The organism is Mediterraneibacter sp. 210702-DFI.3.120 (assembly GCF_020561005.1).
Classification (GTDB): Bacteria; Bacillota; Clostridia; order Lachnospirales; family Lachnospiraceae; genus Mediterraneibacter; species Mediterraneibacter faecis.
On sequence record NZ_JAJCNG010000008.1, the window covers coordinates 58,679 to 76,416 of the forward strand.

The 17,738-nt window shown below is 43.4% G+C and carries 17 protein-coding genes; 3 read left to right on the top strand and 14 right to left on the bottom strand.

The genetic code is table 11. The features are described 5' to 3' along the window. Positions 1-60 precede the first annotated feature (60 nt). The 9 genes from LI162_RS06005 to LI162_RS06045 form a co-directional block, all read right to left on the bottom strand. Complete coding sequence (locus LI162_RS06005; protein ID WP_318270230.1) at positions 61-1,545, bottom strand: cobyrinate a,c-diamide synthase; 1,485 nt, start codon at positions 1,543-1,545, stop codon at positions 61-63. A 41-nt stretch (positions 1,546-1,586) separates the two neighbouring features. Further along, the gene (gene cbiE, locus LI162_RS06010; protein ID WP_227156012.1) at positions 1,587-2,849 is read right to left on the bottom strand and encodes a precorrin-6y C5,15-methyltransferase (decarboxylating) subunit CbiE; all 1,263 of its coding nucleotides are present in this window, start codon (positions 2,847-2,849) and stop codon (positions 1,587-1,589) included. 119 nt (positions 2,850-2,968) lie between these two features. Continuing rightward, positions 2,969-3,700 carry a precorrin-3B C(17)-methyltransferase gene (gene cobJ, locus LI162_RS06015; RefSeq protein WP_227156014.1) on the bottom strand — a complete coding sequence of 244 codons (732 nt, stop codon included), beginning with the start codon at positions 3,698-3,700 and terminating at the stop codon, positions 2,969-2,971. Continuing rightward, positions 3,697-4,527 (bottom strand): precorrin-4 C(11)-methyltransferase, encoded by an 831-nt coding sequence (cobM, locus tag LI162_RS06020; protein ID WP_227156016.1) that lies wholly within the window; start codon positions 4,525-4,527, stop codon positions 3,697-3,699. The genes cobJ and cobM overlap by 4 nt, the downstream gene beginning before the upstream one ends. A 17-nt stretch (positions 4,528-4,544) precedes the next feature. Next, positions 4,545-5,303, bottom strand: coding sequence for a precorrin-2 C(20)-methyltransferase (gene cobI / locus LI162_RS06025; protein ID WP_227156018.1), 759 nt, complete (start codon positions 5,301-5,303; stop codon positions 4,545-4,547). Then, a complete protein-coding gene (cbiD, locus tag LI162_RS06030; protein ID WP_227156020.1) occupies positions 5,300-6,469 on the bottom strand; it encodes a cobalt-precorrin-5B (C(1))-methyltransferase CbiD in 1,170 nt (389 codons plus the stop codon). The genes cobI and cbiD overlap by 4 nt, the downstream gene beginning before the upstream one ends. Further along, a complete protein-coding gene (locus LI162_RS06035; protein ID WP_054753488.1) occupies positions 6,469-6,996 on the bottom strand; it encodes a cob(I)yrinic acid a,c-diamide adenosyltransferase in 528 nt (175 codons plus the stop codon). Before LI162_RS06035 ends, cbiD begins: the two co-directional genes overlap by 1 nt. Beyond that, on the bottom strand, positions 6,981-7,829 hold the full coding sequence (locus tag LI162_RS06040; protein ID WP_227156022.1) for a precorrin-6A/cobalt-precorrin-6A reductase: 849 nt from the start codon (positions 7,827-7,829) through the stop codon (positions 6,981-6,983). Before LI162_RS06040 ends, LI162_RS06035 begins: the two co-directional genes overlap by 16 nt. A gap of 20 nt (positions 7,830-7,849) precedes the next feature. Beyond that, on the bottom strand, positions 7,850-8,251 hold the full coding sequence (locus LI162_RS06045; protein ID WP_117497375.1) for a metal-sensing transcriptional repressor: 402 nt from the start codon (positions 8,249-8,251) through the stop codon (positions 7,850-7,852). Between the two features lie 250 nt (positions 8,252-8,501). Between LI162_RS06045 and LI162_RS06050 the strand changes: the two genes are divergently transcribed. Both LI162_RS06050 and LI162_RS06055 read left to right on the top strand, forming a co-directional pair. Then, positions 8,502-9,740 carry an ammonium transporter gene (locus tag LI162_RS06050; protein ID WP_117497377.1) on the top strand — a complete coding sequence of 413 codons (1,239 nt, stop codon included), beginning with the start codon at positions 8,502-8,504 and terminating at the stop codon, positions 9,738-9,740. Positions 9,741-9,790: 50 nt separating this feature from the next. Beyond that, a complete protein-coding gene (locus tag LI162_RS06055) occupies positions 9,791-10,156 on the top strand; it encodes a P-II family nitrogen regulator (RefSeq protein ID WP_020437135.1) in 366 nt (121 codons plus the stop codon). Between the two features lie 49 nt (positions 10,157-10,205). Here the strand turns inward: LI162_RS06055 and LI162_RS06060 are convergent, their stop codons facing one another. Both LI162_RS06060 and LI162_RS06065 read right to left on the bottom strand, forming a co-directional pair. Then, positions 10,206-11,354 (bottom strand): cobalt-precorrin 5A hydrolase, encoded by a 1,149-nt coding sequence (locus tag LI162_RS06060; RefSeq protein WP_227156024.1) that lies wholly within the window; start codon positions 11,352-11,354, stop codon positions 10,206-10,208. Between the two features lie 27 nt (positions 11,355-11,381). Beyond that, complete coding sequence (locus LI162_RS06065) at positions 11,382-11,918, bottom strand: zinc ribbon domain-containing protein (RefSeq protein ID WP_020437133.1); 537 nt, start codon at positions 11,916-11,918, stop codon at positions 11,382-11,384. A 188-nt stretch (positions 11,919-12,106) separates the two neighbouring features. On the opposite strand from LI162_RS06065, the gene LI162_RS06070 reads away from it, so the two are divergent. Then, positions 12,107-13,813, top strand: coding sequence for a S8 family peptidase (locus LI162_RS06070; protein ID WP_055148534.1), 1,707 nt, complete (start codon positions 12,107-12,109; stop codon positions 13,811-13,813). A 58-nt stretch (positions 13,814-13,871) separates the two neighbouring features. Here the strand turns inward: LI162_RS06070 and LI162_RS06075 are convergent, their stop codons facing one another. The 3 genes from LI162_RS06075 to queA all read right to left on the bottom strand — a co-directional run bounded on the left by LI162_RS06075 (position 13,872) and on the right by queA (position 17,725). Next, the gene (locus LI162_RS06075; protein WP_117497381.1) at positions 13,872-15,125 is read right to left on the bottom strand and encodes a cation:proton antiporter; all 1,254 of its coding nucleotides are present in this window, start codon (positions 15,123-15,125) and stop codon (positions 13,872-13,874) included. Between the two features lie 91 nt (positions 15,126-15,216). Next, positions 15,217-16,686 (bottom strand): ATP-dependent Clp protease ATP-binding subunit ClpX, encoded by a 1,470-nt coding sequence (gene clpX / locus LI162_RS06080; RefSeq protein ID WP_020437129.1) that lies wholly within the window; start codon positions 16,684-16,686, stop codon positions 15,217-15,219. A gap of 13 nt (positions 16,687-16,699) precedes the next feature. Beyond that, positions 16,700-17,725, bottom strand: coding sequence for a tRNA preQ1(34) S-adenosylmethionine ribosyltransferase-isomerase QueA (gene queA / locus LI162_RS06085; RefSeq protein ID WP_055148538.1), 1,026 nt, complete (start codon positions 17,723-17,725; stop codon positions 16,700-16,702). Positions 17,726-17,738: the final 13 nt, after the last annotated feature.

Here is a 17,738-nt window from a genome sequence, read left to right on the forward strand (position 1 = left end):
AGCCTAAAAAAACAGCAGCAGATGTTATTATAACGACATCTGTTGCTGTTTCTCTTTGTTCTATTCTCTGTAACCACTTCTGCATTTTTCTACAAAACGCTCCGCAAATTCTTTACAAGATGGGTAATACAAATGCGGATATCCCGCCACGAGATTCTCTTCCAGATGCATGCATTCCCATTTTCTCTTTCCATCCGGCTTGACAGCAAGACAGTCACTTCCACTGTCTGTGCTATCCCAGTAATGAAACTCGTGTGCACGGATGTTTTCCCCCGGAAGAATCCAGCTGTCCGCTATACTCATCCGTTCTTTAAGCTCAGAAATCTGATCCTCATCAAGATTCCTTTGTAAATTCACATATCCAAATCGAACCAGTTTTCCTGTCGGAAAGGTTCTCCCTTTGATTCGCCCAACTAGTTTCCAGACATTTCCAGCGGTGTCTTCCATCTCTTCATGAAGATACATAAATCCGCCACACTCTGCCAGACATGGGATCTTATCATCCAATGCTCTTCTTATTGATTCAAGCATGCTCTGATTTTCTGCCAATTCTTTTCCATACAGTTCAGGATAACCGCCACCGAGAAGAATTCCTTTCACATTTTCAGGAAGTTTTTTATCATGAAGCGGACTGAATTCTATCACTTCACAGCCAAGGCTTTCTAATAGTTCAAGATTATCTTTGTAATAAAAACAGAAAGCTTCATCACGCGCCACTGCGATTCGAACTGGATCGTTCTTACTTTTTAAATTTCCAACCTTCTCCGATTCTTCTGAAACTTCTGCTTTCCATACTGCTGCTTCACCGGCAATCTTTTCCAGCAATTCAAGATCCACTGTTTTTGCCAGAATTTCTCCCGCCTGTCTTACCTTCTCCTGCAGATTTTCCATTTCCTTCGGTGTTACAAGTCCCAGATGACGGCTTTCCAGATGAAAAGCTTCATTTTCCGGCATGTAACCGACAATTTTAATCTCGTCATGCCCGATTCTCGCCAGTTCATTCTCCAACATTTCTTTTAATCTTGGATATAGCATTGCGGATACTCTGTTTAATAGAATTCCACGAATATTGCTATCCGGACGAAATTCAACAATTCCTTTCACCGTAGCTACAAGTGTCATTGCTGCACCTCTCGCATTAATCACAAGGATCACTGGCAATCCTAGCGTCTGTGCGACATCATAAGAACTTCCTTTTACAGAATCAAGTGACATTCCGTCATAGAACCCCATAACGCCTTCGGTTATAGTAATATCCGCATCTTTCGTATGCTTTAGGTATCCCTCTTTCAAAATGTCTTCTTCCGAGAAGAACAGATCCAGATTCTTAGAATCAACGCCAAGAACCTCCCTGTGGAACATTGGATCTATATAATCCGGGCCGCATTTACACGCATATACACGCTTTCCCTCTTGCTTAAACGCAGACATCAGGCCACAGGCTGCAGCTGTCTTTCCACTATTACTGGAAACAGCAGACAACAAAAACCCTGGATTTTTTTTCTGATTTTTATTATTGCAAGCATTCTCTTTCATTTTTCTCATGATTCTCCTGTCTGTTTGTTTCCTTTTCTCTCATCTTATACCTATCCAGGCCTTCTTCCACCTGCGGAAATAATATAAACCGGATTCTGTCCCATCATCATATGATATCTTCCAAGAACCTTTGATCTTGCTGCACTCACTTGCAGAATCTCCGCATCTGGGAGAACCCCTTCGTCCACAAGCCCCATCACTTCACTTACGGTCTCAAGAGAAATTGCATTAATCACGATTCGCACATCCGGATTTTTCCTCTGAAGTAATTGGACAATCTCTCGTAAGTTTCCCGAACTCCCGCCGATAAATGCATGTGTCGGTGTTTCCAATTCCTCTAATGCCTGTGGCGCAAGCCCTTCTATGATTCGCACTCCGTCTGTCCTAAATTTCTTCCGATTCTGATCGATCAGTTTCACTCCTTCCGGATTCTTCTCAATCGCATACACACGGATCTGCTCACCTGCACGCGCGATTTCTATAGAAACAGAACCTGTTCCGGCGCCGATATCATACACTATCGCATCTTCCGTTAGTTCAAGCTCTGCTATACTGACAGAACGTACTTCCGACTTCGTCATTGGCACCTTTCCTCTGAGAAATTCTTCATCTTTCAGATGCATACCGGCCGCCTTACAATACGATGGATTTTCTACAAGAACTGCGCAAAGTCCTTCAAAATCTTCTGCCTTCATCTCGTACAATTTGCCCGAAAGTATCTTTTCTTCCTCATAAGACATCTGACATCCCACATGAACCTGCACGTCCCCTAAGCCATACTCTAGTAATGTCTCATAGAAATGACGCCCCGTGTCTTTTCCTCCGAGAAGCAGAAAGGTCTTCGAATGTCTGTGAATCGTCTGTACAAAATTCATGTCTTTTCCATGAAGACTCAGGATTTTTGCATCTTCCCATGAAACACCGACTTTTGATGCAAGATAAGAAAGTGAGGAAATTCCGGGGAGGATTTTTATTTTCTTTTCCTCAACAAGGCTCAATTTTTCCAGCAACTGATTCCGCAAATTCTTCGCTCCACTATAAAATCCTGTATCTCCGGAAAGAAGAATTACAATTTGCTTATACTCTTTGTGTTTCTGAAGATAAGATATGATCTTTTCCGTTCTATATTCTTGATACTTGGTGCATTCTCTTGTACACTTTTCCTCAGAATTTCTAAGCTTGATTGCACAAGCAAGCATTCGTTCTGCTCCAATCAGGCAATCAGCCTCTTCTATCAATTTTCTAACTTCTGCCGTAATTAATTCTTTAGATCCCATTCCTATTCCCGCAAGGATAATTTGTCGTGATTCCATTTCATCTCCCACTATATAACTATTTTTCCCTTGATTCTTTTGGTTTCTATCTGCTATAATAAAATCTAGAAACGGGTTTTTACCACACTTCTTGTTGTGGCCTGCCCGTTTCTTTTTTCTTATAACAGTTTATACCCCCTCGGTGTCACCATCCGCCCATTCAGTTCCATCGTTCTTGAATTTCCAATAAACACTGTTGTAAACATATCCACCTTTGTATCTCTAAGTTCTTTCAATGACAGAATCTGATAAGTTTCTCCTTCACGTCCGATATTCTTCACATAACCGCAGATATTTCCCACATCTCTGTACTGAAGCAGTATATCACAGGCTTTCTGCAGATAATCTGCGCGCTTCTTACTTGACGGATTGTAAAGGCAGATGACAAAATCAGCCATTCCTGCCGCATGTAGACGCTTCTCAATCGTCTCCCACGGTGTCAGAAGGTCACTTAAACTGATTACTGCAAAGTCATGCATGAGCGGCGCTCCAAGAACAGCTGCACCTCCTGATGCCGCTGTAATTCCCGGAACAACTTCTATCTGAATCTCAGGGTATTCTTTTCCTATCTCGAAGATCAATCCTGCCATTCCATAGACTCCGGCGTCTCCGCTACAGATCATTGCAACGTCCTGACCTTTTTCTGCTTCTTCAAAAGCCATTCTGCAGCGTTCCGGTTCTTTCCGCATCGGAGTGCTCAAAAATATCTTATCAGGAAACTGCTCTTTCACAAGATCAATATAAACATTGTAACCGATCAAAACAGGGCAATGCTCCAATACTTTCTGTGCACGCACTGTCATCTGCTCTTCTGCTCCCGGTCCGATTCCTACTACATATACTGTACTCATTTGCTCTGCCCCTCTGCTTCCTGTCTCATCTCTTTGCTTTGATTCTCTCCGGTTTGTCCTAATTCCTTCTTAGAACAGGATGCTTGTCTGAATTCTGTCGTAAATGTCGGATCATAAAGCTTTGATCTCTCATAAGTCCCGTCAAGCACTTCTCCGACTACGATCAGCGCTGTCTTGGTGACATCCGCCTCGCGTGCAGTCTGCTCCAGCGTTCCTACCGTACAACGAAGTACTTTCTGTTCCGGCCAGGTCGCTTTATAAACAATCGCTGCCGGTGTATCTTCGCTGTATCCGCCTTCGATCAATTCTGCTGAAAGTTCCTTTAACAGTCCTGTGCTCAAGAATAAAACCATCGTCGCCTGATGTGCCGCAAAGCTTCTAACGGATTCTTTCTCCGGCACCGGCGTTCTTCCAGCCATTCTCGTAATTACAACTGACTGGGAGATTCCCGGAAGTGTGTACTCCGCTTCCAGTGCTGCCGCAGCTCCGCAAAATGAACTGACACCCGGACAATCTTCATATGGTATCTCAAGTTTCTTCAGTTCATCCATCTGCTCTCGGATCGCACCATAAAGGCAAGGATCTCCTGTATGCAGACGTACGATTTCTTTTCCGTCCCCATGGCCCTTCACCATCACTTCTAATACTTCTTCCAATGTCATCTTTGCACTATTATATATCTCACACTTTTCTTTACACAGTTTAAGTAATCCCGGGTTCACAAGAGAACCCGCATAGATCACGATGTCTGCTTCTTTCAAAAGTCTTTGCCCTCTTACTGTGATCAGATCTTCTGCTCCCGGACCTGCTCCTACAAATGTAATCATAATTCTTCCTGCCTTTTCTATCTTTTCCTATCTTTTACAATTAGAAGGGAATAGTATCCCGCATCTTCCGAAATCTCTTCCACTGACCGGACAATACGTTCGTCGTCCATTCCACAGTTTTCTACAAGACAGATATCCTGACTGCTCCCCTGTAAAAATTCTTTTATCTGTCCCATCTTTTTCCCGGTCTTCATCAAAATCTTTGTTCCCGATAACTGCAGACCTTCTCCTGCCTCATAAGAGCCCGGTAAAATATGGATCTGATCTTCCTGCTCTCCAAGTGGCTGATTCAGTCTTGCAGCTGCTGCACAAAAAGATGGGATTCCTGAAACTGTCTCAACCTGATAACCATCCTGTTCAATCATCTGCTCTATATACATACATGTAGAATAAAACGTTGGATCTCCCAGCGTCAGGAATGCCAGATTCCATCCTTTCTCAAGAAACTGCTCTATCACTTCTGCTCCCCGTGCATGAATCTTTCTCAGCTTTTCCTTATCTTTGATCATTGGCATTGGGAGAAAGAGAATCTGCTTTTCCTTAAGCTCTGAAACTGTCTGCACTGCAATCTGATAAGCTGTACAGCTTTCTAAATATCCTGCTGCTCTGTTTTCCATCTCATTTTGTTCTAGCAGTAGTGGCTCTGTCAATTCTCTATTTGAAACCGGAAGTACTATTACATCACAGTCCCTGATTGTTCGAACTGCTTTCAATGTCATCAGTTCCGGATCTCCCGGTCCCACTCCGATTCCATAAAATTTTCCTGCTTGTTTCATCTATTCTCCTGTATCTTCTTTAACAACTCATCCGCATTTTCTGACTTTCCAAGAATTCCATCCTCTGTTGAAAATAAAATCACACCGATTTCCAATTCTTCTCCTGCTCTGTTCTTCAAGAAGAATTCAATACGTTTCATCACACTTTCCATCACCGGCTCAATCAACTTCTCCCTTCGCAGTATTTCCATTGCTTCCGTTGTATTGATACAATCCATGATTTCACGCACAACTACTGCATCCGCGCCATTCATAGCCGCGTGCACACCAAGCACTTCCATTCGACAATCTGCCTGTCTGGAATGCGTATTCATCACTCCTGCGGCCAGCTTGATAAACTTACCAATATGCCCGATCAAGAGAATACCTTTCATTCCAAGAAGCTTTGCATCCTCAATTGTCTCACCGACATAATTACTGCATTTTACTGAAAATGCGGTGTCCACATGCAGCTTTTTCCGTAAGAAGTCCATCCCATAATTTCCCGGGACAACATAACACCAATCTGTTCCATTTTCTTTGAGCATCTTCATTTCCAGATAAATCGTATCCGTCAGTGCCTTCTCACTCATTGGTTCCACGATACCTGTTGTTCCTAAGATTGAGATTCCTCCCTCAATCCCCAGTCTTGGATTAAATGTCTTCTTCGCAACCTCTGCCCCTTCCGGCACGGATAGGCGCACTTGCAGATTTCCCGTATATTCATACTTCCTGCAAACTTCTTCCACTGCTTCACAGATCATTCTCCGCGGTACTTTGTTGATTGCTGCCTGATCGATTTTCTGTTCCAGTCCAGGCTTCGTTACTCGGCCGATTCCTATACCACCATCCAGATTGATTTTCTCGGAAAGATCCACACTATTCTCCGAATTTATTTTACTCTTCTTCTCTACCTTTTGAACTGTTGCATAAACAAGTATTCCATTCGTCACATCCGGATCGTCTCCACTGTATTTTCGCACTGCACATGAAACTTCTGACTTCTTACGCATGATCTCTTCCAACTCAAGATACAGTTCAATGCCCTTCGGCGTCAGCAGTCTCACCTGGCGAATCTCTTCTCCCGACAATAACATCTCTGCTGCCGCTTTTGCCGCCGCTGCCGCACAACTTCCGGTCGTATATCCCATCTGAAGTCCCGATCTTGTTCTTCCGATTTCCTTCATCAATATTCAATCCCTTTTCTCGCGTAGATTCCCTGATCAAACGGATGCTTCACTTTCTTGATTTCTGACACATAATCTGCCAGTTCTACAAGCTTTTCATCCGGATTTCGTCCAGTCAATACAATCTCCAGTTCTTTTGGTTTCTTCTCCAGGAACTCGATTGCTTCCTCCTTCGGAATCAAATCATACTTATACGCTGCCATAAACTCATCGATTACAAGCACATCATATCTTCCGGTAAGAATCTCCAGTTCAATCGCTCTCCATAACCGCAGATAAGTTTCCCTTACTTCCTGCTTTTTCTCTTCGGAAAGATTTTTAAAAAAGCCATAAGACTTTTCAAGATGAAGTACTTTAATCTGAGAAATATCATCGAGAATCGCCAGTTCTCCGGAAGATTCATTTTTTAAAAACCGGGTAAATAAAACCTTAAGTCCACTTCCTGCAGCACGTACTGCAAGTCCGATTGCCGCTGATGTTTTCCCTTTTCCATCTCCACAATAAATGTGTATCAATCCCTGTTCCATTTTCTCATCTCCTGTTCTGCTTCCTCTACCGACAAGCCTTCTTCTATCGGCCTTCCAATTACGAGAAGAACTGCACCTGCCTGCTCTGCTGCTTCAAGCTTTTCTGCAAATCCTCCATTCTTTCCGGATTCTTTTGTTACGAAATATTTTGCCTCTGTCTGATGAAGAAGTGCAAGATTCATTTCCCTGGAAAACGGGCCTTGCATTGCAATCAGATGCTTCCCTGAAAATCCGAGATCTATGCTCTGCATCACTGAAGGAAGTACGGAAAGTACTCTTACATAGCACCGCTCTTTATAATTTGTCAAACGAGTATATTTATCCAGTTCTTTACTGCCTGTTGTTATCAGTATATTTCCCTGCGTCTGCTCGAGATAGTCCACGGCCTCTTCCACGCTATTCACACAGACTGCAGAACTGTCACTCTTAGTAATCGCATTTGTTCTTTCATAAGCAAATTTTTCTGACCTGACTGCCTTTGCTTCTGTCAAAAAATCTCTTAAACATCGTAAATACTCTATTCCGCTGTTTTTACATGCCCGCTGTATATTTTCCGTCACTATAACTGCAAACGGATGCGTCGCATCTATGACAAGCCCCACCTGCTCTTTTTCAAAGAATGCTTCCATCTCCTGCTGATCCATACGTCCGTGGATCACTCGAAGTTCTGATTTCTTATGCTTCTCTTTTCGCAACTGCAGATCATTTCCCAATAGTTCTTCCCCATATTCTGTCGCAGCACTTACGATACAGGGAATTCCTTTTTTAACGGCGTATTCTGCCAGCTGTCGTCCCTCTGTCGTACCGGCAAAAATAAGAATATTTTTCTTCATCAAATCACCCACATTTACATTTATTTAATAAACTTATCGATTGCCTCGTCAAGAGCACGGATTGTCTCCATATCATTCTGCTCAATAGCTTCCACAATACAATGATCCAGATGATTCTTTAAAATCACTTTTCCTGTATTATTGATTGCAGAACGAACCGCCGCAAGCTGGATCAGCACTTCACTGCAATCCTCATCACGTTCCACCATTCGCTTCACAGCTTCAAGATGTCCAATTGCCCTGGACAGACGATTCATAACCTTCTTCTTCTCTTCTGCACTATGTACATGGCGATGAACATGACCTGCTCCTTTATGATCATGATGATGTACATGTGACTCTGCCACCCCATCTCCGTTATGATGCACGTGGGTATATTCTGTTCCGTCCTCACGGAAATGCGTATGCTCTTTCATAATCATCCATCGAACCCTTTCTTTTTACTCTGTCACTGATTATAAAGCAAAAACACGTTTTCTTCAACTTGTTCCGCATAAGTTACTTACTGTTCATACTGTGTGCGACCGGCAACCACAAAATTTTCTCTTGCATTTTTCCAAAAGCCGTGATATCTTAATATGCAAGACAAAGACGTCTGACAGAAAGGTAAGAGATTGCCTTTCTATCAGGCGTCTTTTTTGCATTATCAGATGAATTGGGAGGATTTAGAAAATGAACACCGGAAACACTGCTTTTATGATGATCTGCACTGCGCTTGTCTTCTTTATGACACCGGGACTTGCCTTCTTCTATGGCGGTCTTGTGCGGAGAAAAAATGTATGTAACACAATGATGGCCTGCGTTGCGATCATGGGACTATCTGTTCTTCTTTGGACCATGTTTGGCTATTCTCTTTCTTTTGGCGGCAATCACGCCGAAATTATCGGAGATTTCCGCTGGGCTTTTTTAAATGATGTCGGCTGGGAAGCCGGTCCGTATGCGGATACCATTCCGCATCTTGTATTTGCTGCATTCCAGATGATGTTTGCCATGATTACTCCGGCACTGATCACCGGTGCTGTAGTCGGAAGGATGAGATTTAAGGCATTATTCGCATTTATTGCACTGTGGTCTTTCCTCGTTTACTATCCGATGGCTCATATGGTCTGGGGAGAGGGAGGATTCCTTGCAGCAATCGGCTCCGTTGACTTTGCAGGCGGAAATGTGGTACACATCAGTTCCGGTGTCAGCGCCCTGGTTCTCGCAACATATCTTGGCAGAAGAAAAGGATACGAAAAAACATCTTACCGTATCCATAATATTCCTTTTGTTGTGCTTGGAGCTTCCCTGCTCTGGTTCGGATGGTTTGGATTCAATGCAGGAAGTGCTCTGGCGGCAGATGGACTTGCAGCTCATGCATTTATGACAAGTGCAATTTCTTCCGCAGCTGCTCTCGTATCCTGGATGCTGATCGATGTGATCAAAGACGGGAAGCCTACTCTGGTCGGTGCTTCTACCGGGCTGGTTGTCGGACTGGTTGCTATTACACCGGGAGCAGGATTTGTTCCGATCTGGTCTTCCTATATCATCGGTGCACTGGTCAGCCCGATCTGCTACTTTACAATGAACTTCATTAAGCATAAACTGAAAATAGATGATGCACTGGACGCATTTGGCTGCCATGGAATCGGCGGTGTATGGGGTGGAATTGCAACCGGACTTTTTGCAAAAACTTCTATTAACTCTGTTGCAAGATGGGACGGGCTGGTCTTCGGTAATGTTCATCTCTTCGTTGCACAGGTATTAAGCATTATCATCACTGCGGCTGTTGCAGTTGTCGGTACTCTGATCTGCATTGGAATTATCCGTATCTTCACTCCACTGCGCGTAGATCAGAAGGAAGAAGCTCTTGGACTGGATATCTCCCAACATGGTGAAAATGCATATCCGTCCTTCAACGGATTCGACTAAGATAATCTGTCCAAAATTTATATATCCATTAATACAGGAGGATTTTTAAAATGATGATTAAAGTAGAAGCTATCGTTCGGGAAGAGAAATTTGAGGATGTCAAGGCTGCCTTAAATGAAATAGAAGTCAATGGTATCACTGTCTCCCAGGTCATGGGATGTGGTGCACAGCGAGGTTATAAGGAGATTGTCCGTGGTTCTGAGATTGAGATTTTCATGCAGCCGAAAATCAAATTTGAAATTGTTGTCTCTTCCGAAGAATGGGAGAAAAAAACAATCGAAGCAATCCAGAAAGCTGCCTATACCGGTGAAGTCGGTGATGGTAAGATCTTCAGCTATGAAATCCGGAGTGCCATGAAGATCCGCACTCGTGAGACAGGATATGATGCACTCCAGTCAAAAGAACAGATACTTTAGTAGAAAAAAAGTTCCAGAATGTCGGAAGATTCTGGAACTTTCTTTCGTTTTAAAATTGAAGTGTTACTTCTGTCTCTGTCAATGCCACCGTCATCTGCTCTCTTATGCACTTGGGACACAGCAGTTCTCCGTCAGCATCTGCTGTCCGTGCGGCTCTCTCACACACATTGTCAACACCTGTCACCTGTTTCACAAACCGTGATGTAGCTGATACCTCTGTAATCTTCTCTAACTGTTCTGCCGGATAAGTTGCAAACGGTACTTTATATTTCTGCGCATAGGCCAAAATCGCAGGTTCTTCTTTCTTAAGATCGATCGATGCAAGCTGTTTTAACTGCGTAGGTTCAAGTCCATACCCTTCCAGAACATCGTTTAGACCCTTTTCAAAAAGTTCTTTTGAAATCTGTTTTCTACAGCCTACTCCTGCCGTGATATTGATTGGATACAAAAGGAGAATGCATGGCTTACGCTCACATCCACATACGTTATTCCTGACATCTCCCCACAGAGAACCCGCTAGGGATTCCACGAACTGTCTCCCTTCTTCTGCGGTCTTTGTGATCACGATCACAGGATGTTCCTCTGCAAAGGAGTACAATTCTTCCTGTGAACCACATAGTATAAGTTCTTTTAAACAGCTTTTCTGAAAATCTTCCTGTTCAAATACCAGTCCTTCACCGATCCACAGACCGACCTGCTTTCCATCCAGCACTGCAGCTGATATCTGCTTCGCTGCTTCGCGCTCTGTAAAATACAGGTGATTCTTCTTTGCAAAAACATCTACTGCAAATTTTCCCTGAACATCTGTCGCTGTTGTCTGTACCGGAACTGCGCCGGTCCATACTGCAAGCTGATTGGAAAGTTCCACCGCACCCCCGAGATGTCCTGACAGCAGTGGGATCACATACCCTGCTTTTTCATCCATGACTACGACCGCTGAATCAGTGAATTTATCCTTTACATAAGGCGCAATATATCTCACTGCGATTCCAACTGCACCAATAAAAAGGAAGGATGTCTCTCCCCATCCTTCCCTGATCAGCTCTTTTGGATTGTCCGGAAACGGAAGAATGTCAGCGAATGCATATCCGGCAGGTGCATAGTTCTGACACGTAATTCCTTCGTTCCGGAACTGACTTCCAATTCTCTCACCAAGTCTTGTTCCTGCCTGTGTAAAACTTAATATAATAACCTTCACGTTCCATTCTCCCTTAATTCCTTGAAACTATTCTTCTGTCTCTTCTTTCACAGACTCTTCTACTGCATCCACTGCTTCTTCTGCGGCCTCAGTAACCGCCTCAACTGCTGCTTCCGCAGCCTCTGCAACGCTCTCTTCTGCTTCCTCTGCCTCTTCTCTTACTTCCTGAGCCAGATCATCCGCTTCAAAAATATCTTCTTCCTCTGCTACAGGTGATCCGCAGTATGGGCAGAAAGCCATATCTTTCGCAACCATCTTACCACACCGTGTACACTCACACGCACCTTTGAGCCCTTCAATCTTATTCTCATACTCTTCCATGCTTTCCTTGCGGCTTGCAATTGCCTCGCACAGTCCCTTGGAAGCCTCATCCAGTTCTTCTCCATTCTCAAATCTATCATAAATACTCTGACCAAGTTCCATCAGATCTTCTGCATTTCCTCTTGCAAGCTCTCTGATCTGTGCTTTTAATTTCTGTATCTCAATCGCGTCTCCTGCCTTTGCTGTCACTGCCTCTGCTGTCTCGCTCAGACGTTTTCCTAAATCTTCAAAAAAATCTTTCATACTGAAATCTCCCTTCTTATCATTGCTGTATCATCTCAACCACCAGAAAGGTGATCTACAATTTCTCTTGGTCTTATTATATCGTATTCTTCCAGTTTTTGAAGTCATTTTCTATTATTTTTAGACTAATTTCATAAATAGAATCCTTCTTGCATATCCTTTCTACAACTCAACTCAGGAGTCATCTTATGAATGATCTTGAAACTTGCAGGGAACAGATACTCTCCGAAGATACACGCGACTTCATCAGTAATCCGCTGCGTACTCCACTGTTCAATGAACTTCTGAAAAAAGATCCATGCATCCAGGATGCCGGGCTTGGATATCAGTGCATTTACTTTTCCAAAGAACTTGTAGAGCCAATCTCTCTGGCGCGTTTTTCTTACAATTCCATTCCGAATTGTTTTGCTCCTGTCGCTATGGAAACATTGAACCAGACCGGCATCCTTCCTGTGCAGAACTATCCGGCACTTCAATTAAAAGGAAAAGGCGTTCTGATTGGATTTCTTGACAGCGGGATTGACTATCAAAACAAAGTTTTCCGCAATCTGGACGGTACCACGCGAATTGCGGCACTTTGGGATCAAACTATTCAAAGCGGAACTCCACCCAGAGACTTCTTCTACGGAAGTGAATACCGTAAGGAAGAGATTGATCTGGCACTTTCTTCTGATTCCCCACTGTCACAGGTCCCTTCTGTCGATATCGACGGACATGGAACTTATATTGCCAGTCTCGCTGCCGGAAATGCTGACGCTGACGAACAGTTTCTGGGAGCCGCTCCGGAATCTACTCTCGCTGTTGTCAAATTAAAACAAGCGAAGCAATATCTGCGGGATTATTACTGCATCACGGAAACAGCCGTCTGCTATCAGGAAACAGATCTGATCCTTGGATTAAAATATCTGAATGATCTGGCAGATGAACTGGGGCTTCCACTTGTCATGTGTATCACTATAGGCTCTAATCTTGGCGGTCATGTCGGCACGCTTCCGCTTCCCGCATTACTTGGCAGCTACAGTCTGATGCCCGACCGGATTGCTGTGGTCGGCACGGGAAATGAAGCAGACAAACGTCATCATTATTTCAATACGATCCAGTCAGAAAATGACCGTAAAACTGTAGAGATCCGGGTTGGTGAAAATGTATCCGGTTTCACTTTGGAACTTTGGGTACTGATCCCCAATCTCTTCTCAATTTCAATTATTTCACCGTCCGGGGAAAATACATCCAAAATTCCATTTCATGTAGGCACAAGCGCAGACATTGATTTTCTCTTTGAAAAGACCCGCGTCTCTGTTGACTACCGGCTTCTGGTCGAAAAAGCAAACTCTGAACTCATCTTCTTCCGTTTCCGTACCCCGGCAGAAGGCATCTGGAAAATCATCGTAGAACCGACCCGCCTGATTAATGGTGATTTCCATATCTGGCTTCCTGTCACAGAATTTTTAGACGGAGAAGTCTATTTCCTTGAATCAGATCCTTACACGACTCTTACAAACCCGGCCAATGCCCCTAGTCCTCTGACGGTCTCCTATTACGACGGCAGCAATGGTGCAGTCGCCCAGGCATCCGGACGTGGCTATACAAGAACAAGATTTGAAAATCCTTCCATCACTGCTCCCGGGATTAATATCAAAGGAGCTCTTCCAGGAGACCGTTTTGCCGTGCGCAGCGGCTCCTGCGCCGCAGCCGCTATCACCGCCGGGGCAGTCGCACTTATGTTAGAATGGCAGCTCTATGAACGCAAAATGCCCGGCATCGACGTATTCCAGATCAAAAGCCTTCTTATTCTTGGAGCCATCCGACCAGACAGTATGGAATACCCTAACCGTGAATGGGGATACGGACAATTAAACCTCTATAACACATTTGAGGTCATGAGACAGCTTTAACTGTCCCATGACCTCAAAGTTTCTACAATATCTTTTATCGATTCTTTTCTCTTTTGTTCTATCTGTTATCTTCTCGATTCTCATAGTAGCTTGTAACCTTCTTAGCATCTTCTACCTGTGTTGACGGTCCTGTTCCAGGAGCGAACACTACTTTCAGAAGAATCGGTGTGATGACTGTTGTAATAACAACCACTACGATAACCGGTCCTAAAATGGAAGAACTCATAAGTCCGAGTGCGGAACCTTTACTTGCTACGATCAAGGCAACCTCACCACGAGAGATCATTCCCACTCCGATTCGTTTCGCCTGATAATTCTTGTAACCACAAATCTTTGCACCAAGTCCACAGCCGACTATCTTAGTAAGAACTGCCACAACTGTAAGAGCAACTGCGAACATAATGATGGATACTGACATCTGTGGAAGGTTTACCTTCAGACCGATACTTGCGAAAAATACCGGTGACAGAAGCAGGTAAGACAACGTATCAAACTTAGACTCCAGATAAGTAGATCTCTGTACGTTGGAAATAATTAATCCTGCGATATATGCACCTGTAATATCTGCAACACCGAAAACTTCTTCTGCGATAAATGCCATAATCAGGCAGAATACAAATGCAATAATCGTATGACGATGCAGTTCCTTCTCAGCTCCGTCAACCCATTTCTTATACATCTTATAGAAAACAAATCCTACAACACCTGAAAATACGAAGAATCCCACGATTTTAATCAGAACCATTCCAATCTTTACAGAATCATCTGCAAGACTTGTAACGATTGTCAATGCGATAATACCGAGAACATCATCAATGATCGCAGCACCAAGGATTGCATTTCCTGAACGGCTCTTCAATGCTCCTAATTCTTTCAATGTCTCTACTGTAATACTTACAGACGTTGCTGTGAGTACAACTCCAATAAAGACATTCTGAAGAACTACAGGGGATGACAGGTTACTTCCTGCCATGCTTGGACGGTTAAAGAACCAGGCAACACCATAACCTCCGATCAGTGGAACGATCACACCACAAAGAGCAATAATAAAAGAAGCTTTTCCACTTGCTTTCAGCTCTTTGATATCCGTCTCCATACCTGCAGTAAACATCAGAACAATAACTCCGATTTCTGCAACTTCATGGATAAATGAAGTCTCTGACAGAATTCCAAATCCTGCCGGTCCGAGGATCAATCCCGCCAGAAGTGCGCCAACAACCTGCGGCATCTGTACTCGTCTTGTTAATAGTCCAAGTAATTTTGTAGATATAAGAATAATTGCTAAATCCAGTAAGTATCTGTATGTGTCCATTTTTCTCTCTTCCTTTTTGTGATTTTTTTAAACTAATTCCCCAATCAGTTTTTAGATTTTTGAACAAAACTTCTCTTTCTAAAATCTCACTTTATCCATCTAATCTCGGTACTGCCTGGCCTCTCAACTGAATAACCGGTCCGCCGGTACCTTCTATATAAGCTCTTGTAATTGTTACTTCTCCAATATTATCATCTTTCGGAATCTCATACATAATATCCAGCATAAATTCCTCAATGATCGCACGCAGTGCTCTGGCTCCGGTATCTTTTTCCATTGCCTTTTCTGCAATTGCTTCTAATGCGCTGTCATCAAACTCAAGCTTCACTTCGTCTAATGCCAGCAGCTTCTGATACTGTTTTAAAATTGCATTTTTCGGCTCTTTTAAGATCTTGACAAGCATCTCTTTGTCGAGTCCCTTTAATGTAAATACAATCGGAAGACGTCCTAAGAACTCCGGGATCATACCGAATTTTCTTAAGTCCTCAATTGTCACCTTAGAGAGCAGCTCTTCATCATGCTCGACTGTATCTTTCAGTTCTGCATTGAATCCCATCGACGTTTTCTTCTGCAGACGCTCTTTGATAATGTCTTCAAGATCCGGGAATGCACCTCCACAGATAAACAGAATATTTTTTGTATTCACTGTTGTCAGTGGAACCATTGCATTCTTGCTGTTCGCGCCTACCGGAACTTCAACTTCACTTCCCTCTAAGAGTTTGAGCATTCCCTGCTGCACAGATTCACCACTCACATCTCTCTGACTGGAAGTTTTTTTCTTGGCAATCTTATCGATCTCATCAATAAAAATAATTCCCTGTTCCGCACGCTCAACATCGTTGTCTGCTGCTGCAAGAAGCTTGGAAACAACACTTTCGATGTCATCACCGATATATCCTGCCTCTGTAAGAGATGTTGCATCTGTGATCGCCAACGGCACATCTAAAAGCTTCGCCAGTGTCTTAACCAGATATGTTTTACCACATCCTGTAGGCCCAATCATGAGCATATTTGATTTCTCTATCTCAATCTCATCCATTGTTCCTGTTGCTACACGTTTGTAATGATTATAAACTGCAACGGAGATTGCTTTCTTTGCATACTCCTGTCCAACGATATATTCATCCAGACGTGCTTTGATCTTATGTGGTGCCGGAATCTTTTTAATATCCAGCTGTTTGAATTCTTTCGGCTCTTTCTTTTTCTTTTTGATTTTCTGTGCTTTCGGTTGCAGATTATCAAGATCAGAAAGATTCATAAAGTGTACCCCCGGAATGTTCATCATGCTGCTTAGATCCATAGAACTATTGTTCATCATATCGAAGCTTCTCTGCATACAATCCGGACATACTGCGATATTATTCGGAAGCTCAACCATCTTCCCAGTCACACTCTCCGGGCGATGACAAATAAAACATATTCTCTCATATCCGTCATCATCTTTTTCAGAATGGTCAGAAGTTGTCACTTCTTTTTTTTCTTCTTCCCTGCCAGTGTCCTGTCTGTTGTCTTCCTTGTTTGTCTCTTCTTCATCTACAATGATAAAATCATTTTCTGACATAGGTTGTCCCTTTCTATCGTATGAACATCGCATCCCCAAAACTGAAGAAACGATATCTTTCTTTTACTGCCTCCTCATACGCTGCCATCACATGCTCTTTTCCGGCTAATGCAGAAACAAGCATGATCAGTGTAGATTCCGGCAGATGGAAGTTCGTGATCAACGCATCCAGAATCTTGAACTGATATCCCGGATAGATAAAGATTTCTGTCCAACCACTGCATTCTTTTAATCTTCCATTCTCATCGGCAGCGGATTCGATTGTTCTGCAGCTTGTTGTTCCGACACAGATGACACGATGTCCTGCTTCTTTTGCATGGTTGATCTTCTGTGCAGACTCTTCAGTAATCATATAAAATTCTGAATGCATATGGTGATGCTCCACATCATCTACCTTCACCGGACGGAACGTTCCAAGTCCGACATGAAGTGTAACCGGTGCGATCTCCACACCTTTCGCGCGAATCTCTTCCAAAAGCTCCGGTGTGAAATGAAGTCCGGCCGTCGGTGCTGCCGCAGAACCTGAGTGTACCGCATAGACAGTATTATATCTGTCCTTATCCTGAAGCTGATGTGTAATATACGGTGGAAGCGGCATCTGTCCTAACTGGTCCAGAATCTCCTCGAAGATTCCTTCGTATTCAAAATGGATCAGACGATTTCCTTCCTCCACTACATCCATAACTTCTCCGACAAGCAGGCCGTCTCCAAAGCTGATTCTTGCTCCCGGTCTTGCCTTTTTTCCAGGCTTTACCAATGTCTCCCAGACATCATCTGCTCCTCGTTTTAAAAGAAGCACTTCTATCTTTGCTCCGGTGTCTTCCTTGGCTCCGATCAGTCTGGCCGGAATTACTTTCGTATCATTGATAACCAGACAATCTCCTGGATTCAGTTCATCGATAATCTCACGAAATACATGATGCTCTGTCTTCCCTGTCTCTTTATCAAGTATCATAAGGCGGGAGGAAGAGCGGTCCTCCAAAGGATCCTGTGCGATCAGTTCCTCCGGAAGATCATAATAAAAATCACTTGTTTTCAATGCTCTTACCCTC

Bases quoted from the DNA above. Each gene is read 5' to 3' on its own strand.
- LI162_RS06005 (WP_318270230.1), bottom strand. From the start codon at position 1,545: ATGAGAAAAATGAAAGAGAATGCTTGCAATAATAAAAATCAGAAAAAA.
- cbiE (WP_227156012.1), bottom strand. From the start codon at position 2,849: ATGGAATCACGACAAATTATCCTTGCGGGAATAGGAATGGGATCTAAA.
- cobJ (WP_227156014.1), bottom strand. From the start codon at position 3,700: ATGAGTACAGTATATGTAGTAGGAATCGGACCGGGAGCAGAAGAGCAG.
- cobM (WP_227156016.1), bottom strand. From the start codon at position 4,527: ATGATTACATTTGTAGGAGCAGGTCCGGGAGCAGAAGATCTGATCACA.
- cobI (WP_227156018.1), bottom strand. From the start codon at position 5,303: ATGAAACAAGCAGGAAAATTTTATGGAATCGGAGTGGGACCGGGAGAT.
- cbiD (WP_227156020.1), bottom strand. From the start codon at position 6,469: ATGAAGGAAATCGGAAGAACAAGATCGGGACTTCAGATGGGATATACG.
- LI162_RS06035 (WP_054753488.1), bottom strand. From the start codon at position 6,996: ATGGAACAGGGATTGATACACATTTATTGTGGAGATGGAAAAGGGAAA.
- LI162_RS06040 (WP_227156022.1), bottom strand. From the start codon at position 7,829: ATGAAGAAAAATATTCTTATTTTTGCCGGTACGACAGAGGGACGACAG.
- LI162_RS06045 (WP_117497375.1), bottom strand. From the start codon at position 8,251: ATGATTATGAAAGAGCATACGCATTTCCGTGAGGACGGAACAGAATAT.
- LI162_RS06050 (WP_117497377.1), top strand. From the start codon at position 8,502: ATGAACACCGGAAACACTGCTTTTATGATGATCTGCACTGCGCTTGTC.
- LI162_RS06055 (WP_020437135.1), top strand. From the start codon at position 9,791: ATGATGATTAAAGTAGAAGCTATCGTTCGGGAAGAGAAATTTGAGGAT.
- LI162_RS06065 (WP_020437133.1), bottom strand. From the start codon at position 11,918: ATGAAAGATTTTTTTGAAGATTTAGGAAAACGTCTGAGCGAGACAGCA.
- LI162_RS06070 (WP_055148534.1), top strand. From the start codon at position 12,107: ATGAATGATCTTGAAACTTGCAGGGAACAGATACTCTCCGAAGATACA.
- LI162_RS06075 (WP_117497381.1), bottom strand. From the start codon at position 15,125: ATGGACACATACAGATACTTACTGGATTTAGCAATTATTCTTATATCT.
- clpX (WP_020437129.1), bottom strand. From the start codon at position 16,686: ATGTCAGAAAATGATTTTATCATTGTAGATGAAGAAGAGACAAACAAG.